This is a genomic window from Brevundimonas goettingensis (assembly GCF_017487405.1).
GTDB lineage: Bacteria > Pseudomonadota > Alphaproteobacteria > Caulobacterales > Caulobacteraceae > Brevundimonas > Brevundimonas goettingensis.
In genome coordinates, this window is sequence record NZ_CP062222.1 from 112,535 (window position 1) to 132,266 (window position 19,732).

Consider the following 19,732-nt stretch of genomic DNA (forward strand, 5'->3'; position numbering starts at 1 on the left):
GTGGCCGTAGGCGGAAGTTCTATTGTCCGTTGACGAGGAAGAACACTGCGCCGAACAGGCCGATGACGGCCGCCGCGACGGTCGCCCTGGACTTCAGCGCCTCTCCAAAGATCGCGAGGGTGATGAGCTGCGAGATCGTATTGACCGCGAAAAAGCCCGTCACGCTCGGGTGGTGGAGCAGGAAATACGCGCTTGCCAGAGAGCAGCAGGAGTCGATGGCCACCTTCAACGCCAGTGTCCAATGCCGCTTTTGGGAATTGATCTCACTGGTGGCCACGGGCTGGGCCGCCAAGGCTGAAACCCATGCAATGAAGACCATGAAATAGATGATGAATTTGGGGGCGTGGGCGCTAATGGCGACTGCGGCGGACAGGGTGACCGCCGAGGTGATCGTGGGGAGGGGGATCAGGGAGCTCATCTTCCTGCCGACCCCCGACCAGCGGTAGTTCACCAGAATTACCGAGTTGATCAGCAAGCCAATGATGGCGTTTCCAATACGAGAAGCAATGAAGATAAACGTCGCCGTTCCGGTGACCAGATGGGACATGGCCGTAATATAGATCGTCGGAATAACGGTGCTGGAAAAGACTCCGGTCAGCAAAACCAGAGTGTGAATAATGGCTGCTTTGTATCGACTTATACTGAATTCGATTTTTCCGCGGGTCTCGGGGGCCACGTATCGCCAGTAAAGAACGGCTGCCGTGACGATCGTGGTGACGCACCAGATTACCGCAGGCGCGATGGGCAGTATGGGCCTGGCGACAGGCACAAGGGAGACCACGAGGACTGATACAATGAGGACCGCGTTGGAGGGCAGCGTGGCTGTCGCGAGAAAGATCGGCTGTCCGGCCAAGGCGCTTCGAACGGCATAGACCCCGATGGACGAGAGCGCCGCCCCCCCCAAACCGAAGGCGGCGAATATGGTGGCGACAGTGGCGGGGGCGAGTTCCGGCGGTCCCCCATGGTCGACGTATATCCAGTAGGAACCGATCGAAAAAACGATCTGGAACAATGATGTGGCTACGGCGATTGGACGCCACAGGTTCAGGTTAGGCCGACCCAAGGCGAGAGGGTAGATGACGCCCAGGACCACGCCCGTGAACGCTCCGTTGCCTGCCTGAAGGGCGACGATATAGATGTCCGAAATTCCAAGACCCAGAAGGGTCAGCGCCAGCAAGGACAGCGCGGTGAAGCCCTGCGACGCGACGGTCGCGATGACCACCGGGCCGTATTTGGCGACCCTCGGCTTAAGTCGGTCGACCAGATTGCTCACGTATCGACGCGAGAAATACAGCAGCGGGTGGGACCTTCAGCGGCCTGCCCGGCCCGATTTCCAATGGCGACGCGTGTGAGAGCCCCAGAAAAGACGGGGCGCCTTGAGCAACTCACGAGGGTATTCTTCCGCTGGAGCAAGCAAGTCGCGTGTGGGAACAGGCTTTCCATGACGGGCCGATCTGAGAGTCTGCGTTGTGTCTTGGCATTTGGCCCGTTGCGCCACAAGGCAAACTGTAGGCGTTATGGCGAAGGTTATAAAACGAAGACGTCGCGACAGGCGGCGCACCTCAAAACGCACTGCCTAGCTGATGGTGCGGCGCGTCGTTTCGACGGTCTTGCCCATGGTCCGCGTCTGGAGCAGCTGGCGGGTGTCGCCCTCCAGCCGCAGGCCCGTCAGCACCCCGGTCGCATAGGCGCCGGTGTCGATGCCGATCCGGCGGCTGTCCGCGTGAACCGCCTCTTCCGGCGTATGGCCGTGCACGACCACCTTCTCGAACGGCGTGCGCCCGCCCAGGAAGTCGCCGCGGATCCACATCAGATCCTGTTCGGACTGTTCGGCCAGGGCAATGCCCGGACGGGCGCCGGCGTGGGCGAAGAAATAGTCACCGATCTCGTAGGACGACAGCTGGCGCGCCAGGAAGCGGCGATGGCTGTCCGGCAGGGCCGCGTTCAGATTGGCCGAAGCCTCGACCCAGCCCTCGCTATCGCCCTTCAGGGCAGGAATGGTCACGCCGTACGACAGCAGCGCCTCGCGCCCGCCGTACTCGCACCATGACGGGCCGAGTTCGGGCTCGGTCAGGAAGGCCTCAAACCGTTCCTCGTGATTGCCGCGCAGGAAATGGGTCTCGATGTCCTCGACGTCCGAAAGGCGGCACAGCAGGTCGATCACGCCCCTGGAGTCCGCGCCGCGATCGACATAGTCGCCCAGCATCACGATCATCGGCCGCGCCGGCTTCGTCGCGCGCAGGTCGTTGACGATCCCGGTCAGCAGCGGAAGCAGCAGGTCGGCGCGGCCATGCACATCGCCGACGGCCCAGACGACCGCGCCGTCCGGCACGCTCGCGGTGCGCCGGACGGCGGGTTTGGTCTTGCGGAAGAGGGAACCGATCATTGACGCCACATCGGAGCTTTCCGCCCCGTCGGCAAGTCCCACGTTCGGTGTCGCTCGCAGAGGATCAGAAGAACCTCTCGCCGATCCGGATGGTGTCGCCCGGCGCGACCTGGGTCACTGCGTTCAGCGGATAGGCCTGCTCGGCCGCCGAGTCCGTCCGCTTGATATAGACGCGACGCGTATCGGCCCGGTAGGTGAAGCCCTCGGCCGTCGCCACGGCGTTCAGCACCGTCAGGTTGTTGGTGTACGGATACTCGCCGGGCTTGTTGACCTCGCCGAGAATATAGAACGGGCGATAGTTGAGCACTTCGGCGCTCACGCGCGGCTCATTGATATATCCTTGGCGCAGCGCTTGGGCGATTTCTTCCTGGAACTGGGCGATGGTCAGGCCCGCGGCCTGGACTTCGCCGATCAGCGGCAGGGACACCTTCCCGGAACCGCCGACCAGAAACTCGCCGGTCAGGGCTTCTTCACCGAAAACGTTGACGCGCAGCTTGTCCGCCGGACCCAGCTTGTATTCCGGCACGGTGCGGACACCGGCATCCTGCAGATCCGCGACCGTCACCGGTCCGGTCACGCCGGGCGCGGGTCCACCGCCGCCGCAGCCGGCCACGCCGAGCAGCAGAACGGCGCCCAAAAACAATCCCCGAAGCCACGTCATCATCAAAACCCCTTGCTGCACCGCAACACTAGCTGATCGGTCAGCCCAGTCCAACCGCTACAAGCCCCACGCGAAACTCCTCACTCTTTCACACAAATCCATCAAGAAGATATCAATGTAACGCTTCAACGAGCGTAAGGATGTGACGACGCGGATATCGCGGTGAAGGCTTCAGACGGCTACAGGATCAAGCTTGGCGTGACGTGTGCAGGGGGCGTACTCGTCGCAGGCTTCGCCATGGCGGCTGGAGCGAGGTCTTCGTTTCAGGGCGTTCTCCGACTGTCGTTGTCCTTTTCTCGTCGACCGAAGTGTCGGAGCAGAGGCGAGGGCCGACCTGACGGCCGCCTCGCCTGACCTTCCGCTCTCCGTCGCCCTGGCCGGGAACCGGACTGCGACAGGCGCCGCGCCGATGTCGGCGGCGGCCTGGCTCTGCATCGCCTGAACGAGGTCTCGCAACAGCGCGCCGCTGGACGGTCCGGCGCTGACACAACCTACTGGAGATTGACCTTATTTTACAAGCATGGGGAGAGCTTCACTTACGAGCCCGTGCAGAAGTCTCCGAGGAGCCTTTCACGATGACTCCTGACCAGGGCAATCTCTGAACGATGGATGCAATCGATGGTTCTGCCGGGAAAAAGGCTGCAACGGTTAATGGAGTCGAGGCGGGCTCAGGCTACAGGAAGAAAAATTCGCTTTAAAGCAGTAAGTAGTGTCCGGGCGGACACAGATATCCGAATGTTGCGATGCAAAACGTCGATATAACAAGGATCGGCTTTACGAAGATGCCGCTTTTCGGCATTGTGTTTCCAATAGTTTAAGAGGGACTCCAACATGATGAAATCCATGATCTTCGCGGTGGCGTCCCGGGCGCTCGCCTCGGTCGGCGCTCTTGCCGTCGTCGCGGCTCCGGCCGTCACTCTCGCTGCTACGGTTCAAGCCGACGTCGCTGCCCTCTCGGTCAGCATCCAGGCTGCCGTGACCCAGGCCCAGTCGGCCGCCGCCGCCGCCGGTCTCACCGGCGACGCCGCCGCCGCCCAGGTCGAAGCTGCCGTGCAACAAGCCATCGCCGCCAGCGGCGCGACGCCGCAACAGGCCTTGGCCGCGCTTTCGCAAGCTCGCGCCGCCATGTCCGCCAACGGCACCCTGTCGGCCTCGAGCTCTGCGGCTCTCGGCACCGTCAGCAGCCAGGTCGCCTCGATCGGCACCTCGGGCGGCGGCGCTCCGGCCTCGGGCGGTTCGTCCGGCGGCGGCGCTCCCGTTCCCCCGCCCGCCTCTTCGGGCGGCGGCGGCGGCGGCTCGGACTACCGTCCGACCACCTAAAGACTTGCAGGGGCCTGTGGAAACACAGGCCCCCGCCACGACTACAATAAACGTTCTAAAAACTTGGGGCTCGCCTGACTTGGCGGGATAGATGATTCATGTCGATTGTTAGCAGAAGTCTGACTGTTTTGATCGCCATGGGCGCCGCCGCCCAGGCGGGCACGGCTCTCGCCCAGTCGGCGTCGTCGACCCTGGCCCAGGCCCAGGCCCAGTCCGGCGACATGTTCGCCCGCGACCGCAGCGTCGCCGTCCGCGACCGGCCCCACCCCGAGTATGAGGCCATGGGCCTGCCGATGGGCGGTTTCACCGTCTATCCGAAGCTCGACATCATCGGCGAGTACAACGACAACGTCTTCGCGACCGCCACCGGCGCCGTCGACGACGTCATCCTGCGCCTGCGCCCGGAAATCGCCGTCTCGACCGACTGGAATCGCAGCTCGATCACGGCTTACGCCCGCTCGACCATCTCGCAGTACGCCGAGTACGACTCCGAAAACACCACCGACTACGACCTGGGCGGCGCCGCGCGCCTGGACGTGTCGCGCGCCATGAACATCGTCGGCGGCGCCAGCTTCGGCCACCAGTCCGAGCCTCGCACCACGGCCAGCTCGGGCTCGCAGTCCGAAAAGCCGATCGAATACGACGTCGCCTCGGGCTACATCGCCGCCACCCGCACCTCGGGCCGCGTCAAGATGTCGGGCCGCGCCGACATCCGCGACTTCGACTATGAGGACGGCTACACCTCGGCCGGCGTCGTCGTCGACCAGGACGATCGCGACCGCACCAACACCAGCTTCACGGGCCGCGTCGACGTCGCCCTCAGCCCGGCGACCGCCCTGTTTGTCCAGGCGACCGCCAACGACCGCGACTACGACCTGCCCTCGACCCTGACGACCGCCGCCCGCGACTCCTCGGGCTACGAAATCCTGGCCGGCGCCAACTTCGAACTGGGCGCCGTGGCCCGCGGTGAAATCGCCGCCGGCTATATCGAGCAGAATTTCGACGAGAGCGTCTACAAAGACCTCAGCGGTCTGGGCGCTCGCGCCTCGCTGGAATGGTTCCCGACCCAGCTGACCACGGTCACCTTCACCGGCGCCCGCACCATTGAGGACTCGGCGATCATCGGCTCGGGCGGTTATGTCTCGACCAACCTCGCCGTCCAGGTCGATCACGAACTGCAGCGCAACGTGATCCTCAGCGGTCAGGTGACCTACGGCAACGACGACTATGACGGCATCGATCGCACCGACAAGCGCTTCGGCGCCCAGGCCAGCGCGACCTATCTGATCAACCGTCACCTCGGCGCCAGCGTCGCGGTCAGCCACTACGAGCAGAGCTCGGACGGCGCCGACAACGGCGTGAGCTTCGACATGAACAAGCTGATGGTTTCGCTGGTCACCCAGTTCTAACGGCTTATCAAGAACTAGACTGTAAAACAGCGTCCATGACTGTCAGCACCGATCCGCGCCCCGCGCCCGAGAACAACTCCTTTGGGCCCGCGGGATGGGGCGGAGGCGCGCGTGGCGCCCTGGGTCAGATCGCCCAAATCGTCGACATCCATCGGCTGATCGCGACGTTCCGTCGCCGTCTGAAGCTGTTTGCGGCGATCGCCGTCCTGGTGCTGGTCGTCACCGTCGTCGTCACGGCGCGGGCGACCCCGCTCTATACGGCGACCGCCAACCTGATGATCGACACCCGCAAGGAAAGCGTCGTCGACACCACGGCGGTTCTGTCCGGACTGAGCGCAGACACGGGCGTGGTCGACACTGAAGTCGAGGTTCTGAAATCCCGTCACCTGGCCGAGCGCGTCGTCGATGTGCTCAAGCTGCAGAACGACCCGGAATTCAATCCTGCGCTCGGAAAGCCCGGGCCGGTCAAGTCCGTGATGAACGGGGTCGCCAGCCTCTTCGGCGCCGCGGCGCCTGACGCGGCCCGCGCCCGTATGAGCCAGATCGACGCGCAGAAGGAAAAGGAAAAGGTCGTCGACATCGTCCTGGACCGGCTGTCGATCCGTCGTGCCGGCCTGACCTATGTGATGAGCGTCAGCTTCACCTCGGAAGATCCGACCAAGGCCGCCCAGATCGCCAACACCTTCGCCGACCGCTACCTGCTGGAACAGCTGGAAGCCAAGTTCGACGCGACGCGTCAGGCCAACACCTGGCTGAACGGCCGTCTGAGCGAGCTGCGCACCGAGGTTGAGCAGGCCGAGACGGCCGTCGCCCAGTACCGCGCCAGCAACAACCTGCTGAGCACGTCGGGCGCCTCCCTGACCGAACAGGAAATCTCGGCCTACAACCAGCAACTGGCCGGTGTCCGCACCCAACAGGCCGAGGCCGAGGCCCGTCTGCGCACAGCCCGCGCCCAGCTGGCCAGGGGTTCGACCGGCGAAGACGTCGGCGAGGCCCTGGGTTCGCTGGTGGTTCAGCAGCTCCGCGCCCAGCGCGCCACGGTCTCGGGCCGCGTCGCTGACCTGTCCAGCCGCTACGGCCCGCGCCACCCGGACATGCTCCGCGCCCAGCGCGAACTGGCCGACATCGACAGCCAGATCCAGGCTGAAATCCAGCGCATCATCTCCAACCTGGAAGCCCAGGCCCAGGTCTCTCGCGAGCGGACCCAGTCCATGGCCTCCAGCCTGGGCGGCGCCCGCGGCACCCTGGCCGCCAACAACGCCGCCGCCGTTCGCCTGAACGAGCTGGAGCGCAACGCCGAGTCCGTCCGGACCCTGTATCAAAGCTTCCTCGACCGCTTCAAGGAAACCAGCTCGCAGGAAGGCATCGAACAGTCCGACGCCCGTATCGTGTCGCGCGCCGCCATTCCGACCGGCCCCAGCTCGCCGAACATCGGCCTGAACCTGGCCATCGGCCTGATCCTGGCCATCGCGGCCGGCATGGCCGCCGTCGTGATCGCCGAAATGCTCGACTCGGGTGTCACCACCGGCGACGACATCGAGCGCAAGTTCCACCTGCCCCACCTGGGTTCGGTGCCGATGCTGTCCTCGGTCGCCGACGCCGTCGATCGCGACGAGACCCCGGTCGACTACATCCTCAAGCGGCCGCTCTCGAGCTTCGCCGAGGCTGTCCGCGCCCTGCGCGCCTCGATCCTCTATTCGCGGATCGGCCAGGACATCCAGGTCATCACCATGACCTCCGCCCTGCCCGCTGAAGGCAAGACGACGACCTCGCTCAGCCTGGCGCGCGTCGCCGCCCAGTCCGGCGCCCGCGTCATCCTCGTCGACTGCGACCTTCGCCGCCGCAACGTCAACCGTCTGCTGGGCGTCGAGCCCGAGGTCGGCCTGCTGGAAGTGCTGAACCGCACGACCTCGCTCGAATCCGCCATGCACCTCGACGAGCCCTCGGGCTGTATGATCCTGCCTCTGGCCAAGAACAGCTTCACGCCCAAGGACGTGTTTGGCTCGCAGGCCATGACCCAGCTGCTGACGCATCTGCGCAGCCAGTTCGACCTGGTCATCCTCGATACCGCGCCCGTCCTGGCCGTCGCCGACACCCGTGTCCTGGCCGGTCAGTCCGACGCCGTCGTCTTCCTGACCCGCTGGCGCAAGACCCCCGAGAAGGCCATCGCCACGGCGATCAAGCTGCTCGAACAGTCGGGCGCCCATGTCGCCGGTATCGCCCTGACCCAGGTCGATATGATCGCCCAGTCGCGCTACGGATACGGTGACGCCGGCTACTACTATGCGGACTACAAAAAGTACTACGCTTCCTGAGGCCTAAGCGGCGCCGTATAGTCGGGTCATGACCGACACCTCTTCCTCGCGCCGTCGCCGGCGATCCAGCACCAGCTTCGCGCCGGCGTCGACGTCGTCCGGGGGAGGCGCGGGCGGGGCGGTCGAGTGGCGGGTCTGGCTGGCCCTGGCCGGGGCTCCGGCGCTGCTGTACGGCGCGCACCTGGTGTTCGGAGCGAACCAGCCGCTGGCGGCCCTGATCCTTTCGACGCTTCTGGCCGTCAGCCTGTGCGTCGCCCTGGGCTTTCCGGCGGTCCGGCGCGGCCTGCACGACATCTCGCCCCTGACGCCGCCCGCCGTCCTGTTCGGTCTGACGGTCGCCGTCGCCCTGTGGAGCCTGACGGCTTTCGCGCCCGGCGGCCCCCACCCGATCTGGGCCTGGGCCGGGGCGCCGGGCGGCTCGATCACGGTCAACCGGCCGGCGACCCTGATCGAGATCGGCAAGCTTCTGGGCCTGGCCTGTATCTTCATGGTCGGCGCCCTGCAGTCCGCGCGTCAGAGCTGGGCCCGTTCGACCCTGCGCGTGGTCCTTGTGCTGGGCGCGATCTACGGCCTGATCTCCCTGGCGATCTTCGGGTCCGGCTCCCAGATGGTGGCGCAGCATGGCCGGCTTTCGGGCGGATTCCTGAGCGCCAACAGCGCCGCGACAGTCTTCGGCATGCTGACCGTGATCGGTCTGGCCAGCCTGTTGCGCGACTGGCGCCAGACCCGGGGCCTGGACCCGGCCAGCATGCTCGGCCGCGTCGCCATTCCCCTGGCCTGCGTGCTGATGTCCACGACCTGTCTGCTGCTGACCGCATCCCGGATGGGCGTCGTAGCCACCCTGACCGGGGCGGTCGTGCTGATGTTGTGGGAGCTTCTCGACGGCAAGACCGGTCGGTTGCCGTTGCTCATCGGCGGCGGCGTTCTGCTGGTCGTCGCCGTCGTCCTGGGGCTGGGCGGCAATGACCTTCTGTGGAGCCGGGTCGGGGACATCGGTGTCGACAAGCTGACGCGCGCGGACATCCTGTCGTCGCACTGGCAGGCCTTCCTGGACTCGCCTCTGTTCGGCTACGGCCTCGGCTCGTTCTCCGACGTGAACAGCCAGATCATGACGGACCAGAATTTCGAGGTCCTGTGGCCGGTTCGGGCCGCGCACAATGTCTATCTGCAGTGGCTGGAAGAGGCGGGCATCGTGGGCGCGGCTCCGATGTTCCTGCTGATCGCGACGGTGACCGGCGTGGCCGTCTGGCGGACGTTCACCCTTCGCAAGGGTCAGACCCTGCTGCGCGGGTTGATCGCGGCCAGTGTGGTGATCCTGGTTCACGGCACCGTCGACTTCGCCCTGCAGGTGCCGTCGATCGCCGCCTTCTGGGCGTTCCTGCTGGGCTGTCAGTTCAGTTTCGGACGCCGCTGAGGCCCGGCCGCGTCGACGAGCGGGTCAGCGTCCCAAGATAGGGACGCGCTGCGGGCGCCGGGAAACGCCACGATAAGACAATCGGCTACAAGAAAGGTCGCGGCTGTTGGGCCGGGTCCGGCGTTGCCGATCCGGCGCGACGGTCCAAGGCGGCGGGGCGCATTTTCCGTCCGGTCGCGCGATCGCCGTTCGATGAGGTCAACTCATCGAAACGAAACAGGTTTCTGGCACGAACCTTGAATGTCCCGGGGGAAAAGGCGGGATCACGATCAAATCATGCTGCGACGCAACATATGGCTCGCGCTCTTCGCGAGACGCTGTTACGGATTGTAAAATGCTGCAGGGCATCGGGGGTTGAAATTGGCTGAGGTAAAGGGTGGATCCGCCGATGAGGCAGGTCCGGTCATATTGATGCGACCGCGCCGGTTCGGAGACGACCGGGGCTGGTTCATGGAAACCTATTCCGAGGCCGCCGCCGCGGCCGCCGGGATCACGGACCGTTTCGTTCAGGACAACCAGTCGTTTTCCGCCTTCGAAGGCACGATCCGCGGCATCCATTTCCAGAAGGGGCCGCACGCCCAGGCCAAACTGGTCCGCTGCGTGCGCGGCGCCATCCTCGATTATGCCGTCGATCTGCGTCGCGGATCGCCGACCTACGGCCAGCACGTCGCGGCGAAGCTGACGGCCGAGGGCGGCGAACAGCTCTATGTGCCGGTCGGCTTCGGCCACGCCTTCGTCACCCTGGGGCCGGACGTGGAGGTCGCCTACAAGGTGACCGACGTCTATGCGCCCGACTGCGACGGCGGCATCCTGTGGTCGTGCCCGACCATCGGGATCGACTGGCCGCTGCCCGCTTCCGGCCCGACCCTGTCCGACAAGGACAAGTTTCTGCCGACCCTGGCCGAGTTCGACAGCCCGTTCGACTACGACGGCCGTCCGCTCACGCCCCTGCCCGTTCTCTGAGGAAAGCCGACATGCGTATTCTGGTCACCGGCGGCGCCGGCTTCATCGGGTCAGCCCTGGTCCGTCGCCTGATCGAACACACCGACCACGAGGTCCTGGTGTTCGACAAACTGACCTATGCCGGCGTGCTCAGCTCGCTGGAGCCGGTGGCGGCCAGCAACCGCTACAGCTTCGTCCAGGCCGACATCTGCGACGCCGAGGCGGTGTCGAAGGCTCTGTCCAGCTTCAAGCCCGACGTGGTCGCCCACCTGGCCGCCGAGAGCCACGTCGATCGTTCGATCGACGGCCCCGGGGCCTTCATCCAGACGAACATGGTCGGCACCTTCGTGATGCTGAACCAGACGCTGGGCTACTGGCGCGGCCTGCCCGAGGCGGAGAAGGCGGCGTTCCGCTTCCACCATATCTCGACCGACGAGGTGTTCGGCTCACTGGGCGAGGACGGCTTCTTCACCGAGACGACGCCGTATGATCCGCGCTCGCCCTATTCGGCGTCCAAGGCCGGGTCCGACCACCTGGTCCGCGCCTGGGGTCACACCTATGGCCTGCCGGTTCTGGTGACCAACTGCTCGAACAACTACGGCCCCTATCATTTCCCCGAGAAGCTGATCCCGCTGATCATCATCCGTGCGCTGAACGGCGAGCCCCTGCCGGTCTATGGCGACGGCTCCAATGTGCGCGACTGGCTGTTCGTCGATGATCACGCCCGCGCCCTGCAGGCGGTGTTCGAGACCGGCACGCCCGGCGAGACCTACAACGTCGGCGGCAATGCCGAGCGCAAGAACATCACGGTCGTGACCACCATCTGCGGCATCCTCGACCGCCTGCGTCCGCGGGCGGACGGCAAGGCCTATGCCGACCAGATCACCTATGTTACCGATCGTCCGGGCCACGATCATCGCTACGCCATCGACGCCTCCAAGATCCGCTCGGATCTGGACTGGACCCCTTCGGTGACCTTCGAGCAGGGCATCGAAACGACGGTCGCCTGGTATCTGGAGAACCAGTCCTGGTGGCAGGACATTCTCGACGCCCGTTATTCGACCCAGCGTCTCGGCGTCGCAAATGGCTGATCCGGTCCATATCCTGATCACCGGCGGGGCCGGTCAGGTGGGGCTGGAGCTGCTGGCCGCCGACTGGCCCGCCGATGTCGTGCTGCACGCCCCGACGCGGGCGGAACTGGACTTGGGCGACATCGTCTCGGTGCGCGCGGCCTTCGACGCAACCCCCTTCGCGGCGGTGATCAACTCCGGCGCCTATACGGCCGTGGACAAGGCCGAGACCGACGTCGCGGCCGCCTTCGCCGCCAACGCCATGGGCCCGGCCATCCTGGCCGAGGTCACGCGCGCGGCCGGGGTTCCGCTGATCCAGGTCTCGACGGACTATGTCTTCGACGGCTCCAAAGCCGGCGCCTATGTCGAGGGCGATCCCGTCGCCCCCCTGGGCGTCTACGGCGCCTCGAAACTGGCGGGTGAACTGGCGGTGCGGACAGGTAATCCGCGCTCGGTCGTGCTGCGCACCGCCTGGGTGCTCAGCGTCCACCGCGCCAACTTCCTCAAGACCATGCTGCGGTTGGCGGCGGACCGGCCGCAGATGCGGGTCGTCGGCGACCAGACCGGCTGTCCGACCTCGGCGCGCGACATCGCCGCGACCCTGAAGACCATCGCCCTGAGGATGATCGCCGACGCCGAAGCGCCGACCGGCGTCTATCATTTCGTCAACGCCGGCGAGACCACCTGGGCCGGCCTGGCTGGCGAGATCTACGCCCTGAGCGCGGCCGCGGGCGGTCCGTCCGCCACGGTGGAGGCCATCACCACCGCCGACTATCCGACGCCCGCCAGACGCCCCGGCAACTCCGTGCTGTCGACGGCCGCCCTGACCCGCGACTACGGCATCGCGCCTCGCCCCTGGCAGGCCGCGGTCGCCGAAATCGTCACCCAGCTCCACGCCGAAAGGACCGCCGCATGAAGGGTATCATCCTGGCCGGAGGATCCGGCACCCGCCTGCATCCGATGACCCTGGTCACGTCCAAGCAGCTGATGCCGATCTACGACAAGCCGATGATCTATTATCCGCTGTCGACCCTGATGCTGGCCGGCATCCGCGAGGTGCTGATCATCTCCACCCCGCGCGACGTGCCCAGCTTCCAGGCCCTGCTCGGCGACGGATCGCAATGGGGGATGGAAATCCAGTACGCCGTCCAGCCCAGCCCGGACGGCCTGGCCCAGGCCTATATCATCGGCGCGGACTTCGTCGGCGACAGCCCTTCGGCCCTGATCCTGGGCGACAACATCTACTACGGTCACGGCATCACGGACCTGTTCACCTCGGCCATGAGCCGGCCGGACGGCGCCACGGTCTTCGCCTATCACGTCACCGATCCGGAGCGTTACGGCGTGGTCGAGTTCGACAAGACCATGCGCGCCCTGTCGATCGAGGAGAAGCCCGCCGAGCCCAAGTCGAACTGGGCGGTCACGGGCCTGTATTTCTACGACTCGGACGTGGTCGAGATCGCCCGCGACCTGAAGCCTTCGGCCCGCGGCGAGCTGGAGATCACCGATGTGAACCGCATCTATCTGGAACGCGGCAAGCTGTCGGTCGAGATCATGGGCCGGGGCTACGCCTGGCTCGACACCGGCACGCCCGACAGCCTGATCGACGCGGCGGAGTTCGTGCGCACGCTCGAGAAGCGCCAGGGGTTCAAGATCGCGGCCCCGGAAGAGGTCGCGTTCAACAAGGGCTTCATCGACGCCAACCAGCTCGAGGCCCTGGCCGCCAAGCTCGGCAAGTCCACCTACGGCGCCTATCTGCGCGACAATGTCCTGGCCGCCGCGGGGGCGAAATAGTGCCTGTGGGGCGATCACTCTACATCCTGGGCACGCGCGGCGTTCCGGCCGCTCACGGCGGGTTCGAAACCTTCGCGCAGCGCTTCGCCTTGCACATGCGCGACAACGGCTGGGCTGTAACCGTTTACTGCCAGGCGGATACCGGACCGGCGGGGCCGACGATCGACGAATGGGAGGGCATTCGCCGCGTCACCTTCGTCGCGGACGCGGGCGCTGTCGGCACCATGAAGTTCGACTGGGCCTGCACCCGCCATGCGATGAAGGAGCGCGGGGTTATGCTCGTGCTCGGCTACAATACCGCGGCCTTCAGCGCCCTCCTTCGCTTCACCGGAAATCCTGTCCTGATGAACATGGACGGCATCGAGTGGAAGCGCGCCAAATGGCCGTGGCACGGACGCATCTGGCTGTATCTGAACGAATGGATAGGCGCTCTGACGTCCGTAAAGTTGGTGGCGGATCACCCGGAAATCGCGCGCCACCTGAAGCGGCGCCGACGCGCTGCGGACATCGTCATGATTCCCTACGGCGCCGATCCGATCCTGGAGGCCCCGGAAGAGCCTGTCCGCGCCCTGGGCGTCGAGCCGGGCCGTTATCTGATTTCTATCGGCCGCATCGAACCGGAAAACAACATCCTGACGATGGTCCAGGCGTTCGCCGCCAAGCCCCGCGACATCGGGTTCGTCTGCTTGGGCAAGCTGGAGCCCGACAAGAATCCTTATCATGCGGCCGTGATCGCCGCCGGCGCCGGCCGAGTTCTGTTCCCGGGCGCCATCTACGACCAGACCGTGGTCCAGTCTCTGCGTTTCCACGCCGCCGCCTATTGTCATGGCCATAGTGTCGGTGGGACCAACCCGTCCCTGGTTGAGGCGCTGGGCGCCGGAAACGCGGTCGTCGGGCACGACAATCCCTACAACCGCTGGGTCGCCGGCCCCGGTCAGTTCTATTTCGGCGACATGGGCCAGTGCTCGGCCGCGTTCGATCGGATCGAAGTGGGCGGCGAGATGCTGAATCAGGCGAGGGAAAGCGCCAAGGCGCAGTTTCTCGACAATTTCCAATGGCCGCCGATTTTGCAGAAATACGCTGGCCTGTGCAGCGCGCCGCAGGGCTCCTGAGATGATCTCGTCCCAAACACACCGTAACGTCGGAGGCAACAATGATCAGGTTTGAACGATTGGCCGCTGAGGCTGACGCGCTCTCCGAGCAGTTCCAGACCGCCAAGCCGTTTCGCTACGTCGTCATTGATGACTTCTGCGACGCGAGCAAGCTGGAGGCCCTGCTCGCTCAAATCCCGTCGCCCGAAGATGGAAGCATCAACAAGAGCCGGGACTATGTGTTCGCCAGGAACAAGTTCGAGAAATCGAACTTCCGCGAAATCGGCCCCCTGTTCGACGAGATCTATCTCGACCTGATGTCGGACCGATTCAAGGAATTGCTCCAGAAGATCGTGTCACGGCCCACCTGGATCGACCCCGAATTTCACGGCGGCGGAATCCACCAGGGCGGCGAAGGCAGCTTTCTGGACATGCACGTCGATTTTTCACACCACCCGGAAAACCCCACTTGGGAACGGGAGCTGAATATTCTTTTGTATCTCAATCGGGACTGGCTCCCCGAACACGGGGGCTGCCTCAACCTGCGGCACATTCATACCGGCGAGGCGACCCAGGTCGAGCCGCTCTTCAACCGTTGCGTCATCATGGAGACGAAGGCTCACACCCTGCACGGCTACGACCGGCTGAACTTCCCGAAAGGGATGTTCCGCCGCTCCATCGCGACCTATGCCTACGTGCCTGCCGAAACGGGCGCGAAAGGACGTTCGACGACCTGGTTCCCGGAAGACGCCTCGCCGCTCAAGCGCCTGCTCGGCAAGAGCTGGCCGCAGCTTGTCGCGATCAAGACCAAGATCCTCGGAAGCGCCACCAGCAAGAACAAGTGATTTTGTCCGACTTTCACAGACCCGCGCAGGAGGGTGTCGCGCAATCGACAGCCCCCGCCCTAGGCGCCTTGATTGACAGGTTCATTCTGTCGTCGTCCCCGGCTGTGCGCATTCGGAGCGAGGGCGTGCGCTCGGGCGGCGCGGGGCTGGAAACAGGTCTGGAGCGAATGGCGTGCGGATAGCCCTGGCGCACAAATTCTATCATCTGGCCGGCGGCGCCGAAGTCTTCTTCCGGGAGACGGAACGGGTGCTTCGCGATCAGGGGCACGAGACCCTGATGATCGCGAGCGGCGAGGATCACGTGCGCGAAGGTGCGGACAATGTCTTGTTGCTTGACGCCCCGGACTACGACAGTCCCAGCGTCCTGACCAAGATGCGCAGCCTGCCGTCGGCCATCTACGACCGGGGCAAGAAGGCCGAGGTCAAGGCCGCGCTTGAGGCGTTCCGGCCCGATGTATTCCACGCGTTCGGCGTCAATGTCCAACTGACGCCGTCCGTCGTGGTCGCCGCGGATGAACTGGGCCTGCCGATCGTTGGTACGTTCAACGATTACAAACACATATGTCCGAACTACAAGCTGTTCCACCACGGCCGGATCTGCATGGACTGCAAGCCGCGGCGCTTCTACGAACCGGTCCTGAACCGGTGTTCCAAGGACAATCTGGCCCTGTCCGTGGCCGGATCGATCGAGGCCTACGCCCACCAGGCGCTGCGGATCTACGACCGCTTCGATCACTTCACCTTCTCCAGCAAATTCCTGGCCCGCACGACCCAGTCCTTCTGGGCCGATCGGGATGTTTCTTGGTCCCATCTGCGCAATCCCTTCCCGTCGGCCGCCTATGAGGCCCAGGACGAATACGCGCCGTACGGGCTCTATTTCGGCCGCCTCATCGAGGAGAAGGGCGTCGACCGGCTGATCCGGGCGGCGGCCCTGCTGGACGGGTTTCCGATCAAGATCGTCGGGGACGGTCCGGACACCGAGGCGCTCAAGGCCCTGGCCGTGGAGGTCGGAGCCGACAACGTCGAGTTCCTCGGCGCCAAATGGGGGGCGGAACTGGATGAGGTCTTGCGTCTCGCCCGGTTCGTGGTCGTGCCGTCGATCTGGCACGAGAACTTCCCCTATGTGATCAACCAGTCCTTCGCCTACGCCCGGCCGGTAATCGGCTCCGATCGTGGCGGCATCACCGAACTGGTCGAACATGGCCAGCGCGGCCTGATCTTCGATCCCGACAACATCCAGGAACTGGCCGACCAGATGCGGGTCCTCGTCGCCGACGAAGACAAGGCGCGCCGGTTCGGCCAGGCCGCCAAGGTCTGGTCCGACCAACTGTTTACCGACCAGATCGCCTATGCCGATCTGATGTCCGCCTATGAGCAAGCCCATGAAAATCGTCGTCGCAGGCGGTAACGGTTTCATCGGCGGCCATTTCGTCGCCCGCGCGATTGCGCGCGGGCACGAGGTGACGGTCTGCGCGCGCTCGCCCCGCGATCGCCTCGACGCCCCGCGCCCGCATGCGGTGATCACGGGCGGACTCGAACAACTGGTTGACGAGTTCGACCGGTACGCCGACGCCGACGTGATCTGCCATTTCGCCTCGTCCACCGTTCCCGCGACCTCCAACGCCGATCCGGCGCGCGACATCACCGACAATCTGGTCCAGACGGTCCGCCTGCTGGACGCCATGCGTGACAGTGGCTGCAAGCGCATCGTCTATCTGTCGTCCGGCGGCGCGGTGTACGGCGTTCCGAAATATTCGCCGATCGACGAAGACCATCCGCAAAATCCGATCAGCTCCTACGGCATCGTCAAGAGCGCGGTGGAACGCTACCTCGCCCTCTATTCGGCGAGCGGCGGGCTTTCCGCCGCCGTAGTCCGGCCCGCCAACCCCTATGGCCCCGGCCAGAACCCGGCAGGCCAGATCGGTGCGGTCCCGGTCTTCCTGGGCGCGGCGAGGGAGGGGCGGCCGATCACCCTGTACGGGGACGGATCGACCGTTCGCGACTTCGTCTACATCGACGATCTGACGGACCTCCTGACCCGGATCGTGGAAAGCGACGTCACCGGCGTGTTCAACTGTGGCGGCGGCGGGGAAGGGACATCCCTGGCCGACCTGATCGCGACTGTGGAAGCTGTGACGGGCCGGCCCCTCGCCGTGACGCGACTGCCGGCGCGCGCCTTCGATCCGCCCCTGATCGTGCTCGACAACGCGCGGGCCAGCGGCCTCGACTGGCGGCCGACCGTCTCCCTCGAGGAGGGTGTGCGGCGGACCTGGCGCGCCATGCAGGGCGAGGCGTCGCAATGACGTCGGCGTCGCTTCCCACGGTCGACATCGCCCTGGCGACCTACAACGGCGAGCGCTTCCTCGCACCTTTCCTGGACTCCCTGGTCGCCCAGACCCACGAAAAGATCGTACTGGTCGTTTCGGACGACGGCTCAACCGACCGGACCGCCGAAATCCTGGAGTCCTATCGCGACCGGCTGGAGATTCGCTTTCTGGGGTCGGCGCGGCGGGGCGTGGTCGGGAATTTCGAACGGGCCCTGGCCGGCTGCGACGCGGACTATGTCGTTCTCGCGGATCAGGACGACATCTGGCGCGCCGACAAGATCGAACGCCTGGTGGCCACGGCGATGGAAGTCGAGCGCGTGACCGGCCGCGACCAGCCCGTCCTGGTCTTTTCCGATCTCGGCCTGGTGACCGAGACCCTGGAGGTGATCGCCCCCTCCTTCTTCGACGCGACCTTGAAGTCGATCGAGGCGCGGACCCTGACGGATTTCGCGCTCGACAACCATGCGCCCGGCTGCTGCACCCTGGCGAACCGGACGCTGCTCGATCTGGCCCTGCCGTTTCCCGAGGTCACCATCCACGACTGGTGGATCAACCTGCTGGCGGCGGCGGCGGGCACGGTCGCCGCCTGTCCGGAGAGCCTGGTCGACTATCGCCAGCATGGCGGCAATGCGATCGGAATCGGCAGCGCCGCCGCCAGCGACGCGTCCAAGCTGAGGGCGGTTCTGACCCGGCCATGGGCCTTCATCGGTTCACGGATCGCGAACGCCCGCAAACGGGCGGACGTCGCCCGCACCCAGCTGGCGGCGCTCAGGCTGCGGCTGAACGAAAGAGGGCGGTCTGTAGCAAGCCGTGATGTCGATCCGCTGATGCGATCTGGTATGGCTGAGCTGTCCAAGATCTTCGCCGGAGCCCGTCCGGGCCTGCGACGCTTCGACCTCGCCCTGACCCTCTTCTTTCTTGGCCGGCGCAATCGGTCGGCCCTTCCTGCAATCGAGACCCGCGATGCCTCAGACGCCTGAAATTCGGATCGGACTTCTCTGGCATGCGTTCGGCTGGCCCAATCTGGGCGTGGACGCGCTCAGCCGTTCGAACGTGGCCTTGCTGCGCGACGCCTGCCAACAGGCCGGTCTGACGCCGCGGTTCGTGTTGCTGGGCAAGCCGGGAACGGATGCGCCCTCGGAGCCGGATATCGAACAGGCGCCCTATCTGCGCATCGGCAACCTGGTGACCGGTCGGGCGGGGCCTTATTTCGCGGCGCTGCGCACGTGCGACATCGTCGTCGACATCTGCGCCGGCGACGGTTTCACCGACATCTACGGCGCCTTCCAGCTGGCCTTGCATTCGATGACCAAGGTCGCGGCGATCCGCAGCGGACGACCCGTGGTCCTGGCGCCCCAGACGATCGGCCCGTTCCGTTACGGCTGGAGCCAGGCGATCGCCAAATGGATCATCAACCGCAGCCGTCTGGTCTTCACCCGGGATTCGATCTCGACCAAGGCCCTGGCGGAATTGGGGGCCCGGACCGAGGCGCGCGAGGTGATCGACGTCGCCTTCCACCTGCCGTTCACCCGGCCGCAGCATGACGACGGTGTCCTGCGGATCGGCATCAATGTCTCGGGCCTGCTGCACTACCACGCCGATCGCTTCCAGCTGACCATCGACCACCGGGCCCTGCTGGAGAGTTTCACCGAGCGGATGCTGGCGCGCCCGAACACCGAGGTGTGGTTCGTGTCTCACGTGCTGCACGACGAGGCGTCGACCGAATACGACGACGACGCCGTGACCGTCTTCGCCCAGAAATATCCCGCGGCCCATGCCGCGCCGAAATTCCGCAACTCGGTCGAGGCCAAGTCCTTCATCGCCGGGATGGACTTCTTCACCGGCGGCCGGATGCACGCCTGTATCGGCGCCTTCTCGTCAGGCGTTCCCGTGGTGCCGATCGCCTACAGCCGCAAGTTCAACGGCCTGTTCGAGACCCTGGGCTATACCGACTATATCGACGGACGGGTCGCGGACACGGCGACGGCCCTGGAGCAACTGGTCCAGGGCGTCGAGAACCGCGCCGTCCTGGCCGAGAAGATCCAGAACGGTCTCGCAATCGCCCGCACCCGGCTGGGCGCCTATCGTGATGCGATGGCGACCCTGGTCGCCCAGACGATGGGACGCCCGGCCTAGGCCGGGGCAGGGCCGGGCCAGG

General features: G+C 65.5%; 17 protein-coding genes. 14 read left to right on the forward strand and 3 right to left on the reverse strand.

The features are described from left to right. Nucleotides 1–19: 19 nt before the first annotated feature. The 3 genes from IFJ75_RS00560 to IFJ75_RS00570 form a co-directional block, all read right to left on the reverse strand. Nucleotides 20–1,273: a hypothetical protein gene (locus tag IFJ75_RS00560; RefSeq protein WP_207870640.1), complete on the reverse strand. Its 1,254-nt coding sequence runs from the start codon at nucleotides 1,271–1,273 to the stop codon at nucleotides 20–22. A gap of 303 nt (nucleotides 1,274–1,576) precedes the next feature. Then, entirely contained in the window at nucleotides 1,577–2,386 is an 810-nt protein-coding gene (locus IFJ75_RS00565) for a metallophosphoesterase family protein (protein ID WP_207870641.1), read from the reverse strand. 64 nt (nucleotides 2,387–2,450) lie between these two features. Beyond that, the gene (locus tag IFJ75_RS00570) at nucleotides 2,451–3,050 is read right to left on the reverse strand and encodes a polysaccharide biosynthesis/export family protein (protein ID WP_207932410.1); all 600 of its coding nucleotides are present in this window, start codon (nucleotides 3,048–3,050) and stop codon (nucleotides 2,451–2,453) included. Nucleotides 3,051–3,878: 828 nt separating this feature from the next. On the opposite strand from IFJ75_RS00570, the gene IFJ75_RS00575 reads away from it, so the two are divergent. The 14 genes from IFJ75_RS00575 (at nucleotide 3,879) to IFJ75_RS00640 (ending at nucleotide 19,710) form a co-directional block, all read left to right on the forward strand. After that, complete coding sequence (locus IFJ75_RS00575) at nucleotides 3,879–4,367, forward strand: hypothetical protein (RefSeq protein ID WP_207870642.1); 489 nt, start codon at nucleotides 3,879–3,881, stop codon at nucleotides 4,365–4,367. A 98-nt stretch (nucleotides 4,368–4,465) separates the two neighbouring features. After that, nucleotides 4,466–5,776 carry an outer membrane beta-barrel protein gene (locus IFJ75_RS00580; RefSeq protein ID WP_207870643.1) on the forward strand — a complete coding sequence of 437 codons (1,311 nt, stop codon included), beginning with the start codon at nucleotides 4,466–4,468 and terminating at the stop codon, nucleotides 5,774–5,776. Nucleotides 5,777–5,811: 35 nt separating this feature from the next. Beyond that, nucleotides 5,812–8,091, forward strand: coding sequence for a GumC family protein (locus IFJ75_RS00585; RefSeq protein WP_207870644.1), 2,280 nt, complete (start codon nucleotides 5,812–5,814; stop codon nucleotides 8,089–8,091). Nucleotides 8,092–8,119: 28 nt separating this feature from the next. Next, nucleotides 8,120–9,505, forward strand: coding sequence for an O-antigen ligase family protein (locus tag IFJ75_RS00590; protein WP_207870645.1), 1,386 nt, complete (start codon nucleotides 8,120–8,122; stop codon nucleotides 9,503–9,505). Between the two features lie 450 nt (nucleotides 9,506–9,955). Further along, nucleotides 9,956–10,468: a dTDP-4-dehydrorhamnose 3,5-epimerase gene (gene rfbC / locus IFJ75_RS00595; RefSeq protein ID WP_263973002.1), complete on the forward strand. Its 513-nt coding sequence runs from the start codon at nucleotides 9,956–9,958 to the stop codon at nucleotides 10,466–10,468. Between the two features lie 11 nt (nucleotides 10,469–10,479). After that, entirely contained in the window at nucleotides 10,480–11,538 is a 1,059-nt protein-coding gene (rfbB, locus tag IFJ75_RS00600; RefSeq protein WP_207870647.1) for a dTDP-glucose 4,6-dehydratase, read from the forward strand. After that, complete coding sequence (gene rfbD, locus IFJ75_RS00605) at nucleotides 11,531–12,433, forward strand: dTDP-4-dehydrorhamnose reductase (protein WP_207870648.1); 903 nt, start codon at nucleotides 11,531–11,533, stop codon at nucleotides 12,431–12,433. The genes rfbB and rfbD overlap by 8 nt, the downstream gene beginning before the upstream one ends. Further along, on the forward strand, nucleotides 12,430–13,311 hold the full coding sequence (gene rfbA, locus IFJ75_RS00610) for a glucose-1-phosphate thymidylyltransferase RfbA (RefSeq protein ID WP_207870649.1): 882 nt from the start codon (nucleotides 12,430–12,432) through the stop codon (nucleotides 13,309–13,311). The genes rfbD and rfbA overlap by 4 nt, the downstream gene beginning before the upstream one ends. 5 nt (nucleotides 13,312–13,316) lie before the next feature. Further along, nucleotides 13,317–14,423 (forward strand): DUF1972 domain-containing protein, encoded by a 1,107-nt coding sequence (locus IFJ75_RS00615; protein ID WP_225896927.1) that lies wholly within the window; start codon nucleotides 13,317–13,319, stop codon nucleotides 14,421–14,423. 41 nt (nucleotides 14,424–14,464) lie between these two features. Then, complete coding sequence (locus IFJ75_RS00620; RefSeq protein WP_207870651.1) at nucleotides 14,465–15,247, forward strand: 2OG-Fe(II) oxygenase; 783 nt, start codon at nucleotides 14,465–14,467, stop codon at nucleotides 15,245–15,247. A gap of 172 nt (nucleotides 15,248–15,419) precedes the next feature. Beyond that, on the forward strand, nucleotides 15,420–16,655 hold the full coding sequence (locus tag IFJ75_RS00625) for a glycosyltransferase family 4 protein (RefSeq protein WP_207870652.1): 1,236 nt from the start codon (nucleotides 15,420–15,422) through the stop codon (nucleotides 16,653–16,655). After that, nucleotides 16,630–17,550: an NAD-dependent epimerase/dehydratase family protein gene (locus IFJ75_RS00630; RefSeq protein WP_207870653.1), complete on the forward strand. Its 921-nt coding sequence runs from the start codon at nucleotides 16,630–16,632 to the stop codon at nucleotides 17,548–17,550. The genes IFJ75_RS00625 and IFJ75_RS00630 overlap by 26 nt, the downstream gene beginning before the upstream one ends. Continuing rightward, entirely contained in the window at nucleotides 17,547–18,554 is a 1,008-nt protein-coding gene (locus IFJ75_RS00635; protein WP_207870654.1) for a glycosyltransferase family 2 protein, read from the forward strand. Before IFJ75_RS00630 ends, IFJ75_RS00635 begins: the two co-directional genes overlap by 4 nt. After that, a complete protein-coding gene (locus IFJ75_RS00640; protein ID WP_207870655.1) occupies nucleotides 18,538–19,710 on the forward strand; it encodes a polysaccharide pyruvyl transferase family protein in 1,173 nt (390 codons plus the stop codon). The genes IFJ75_RS00635 and IFJ75_RS00640 overlap by 17 nt, the downstream gene beginning before the upstream one ends. The last annotated feature ends 22 nt before the right edge of the window (nucleotides 19,711–19,732 follow it).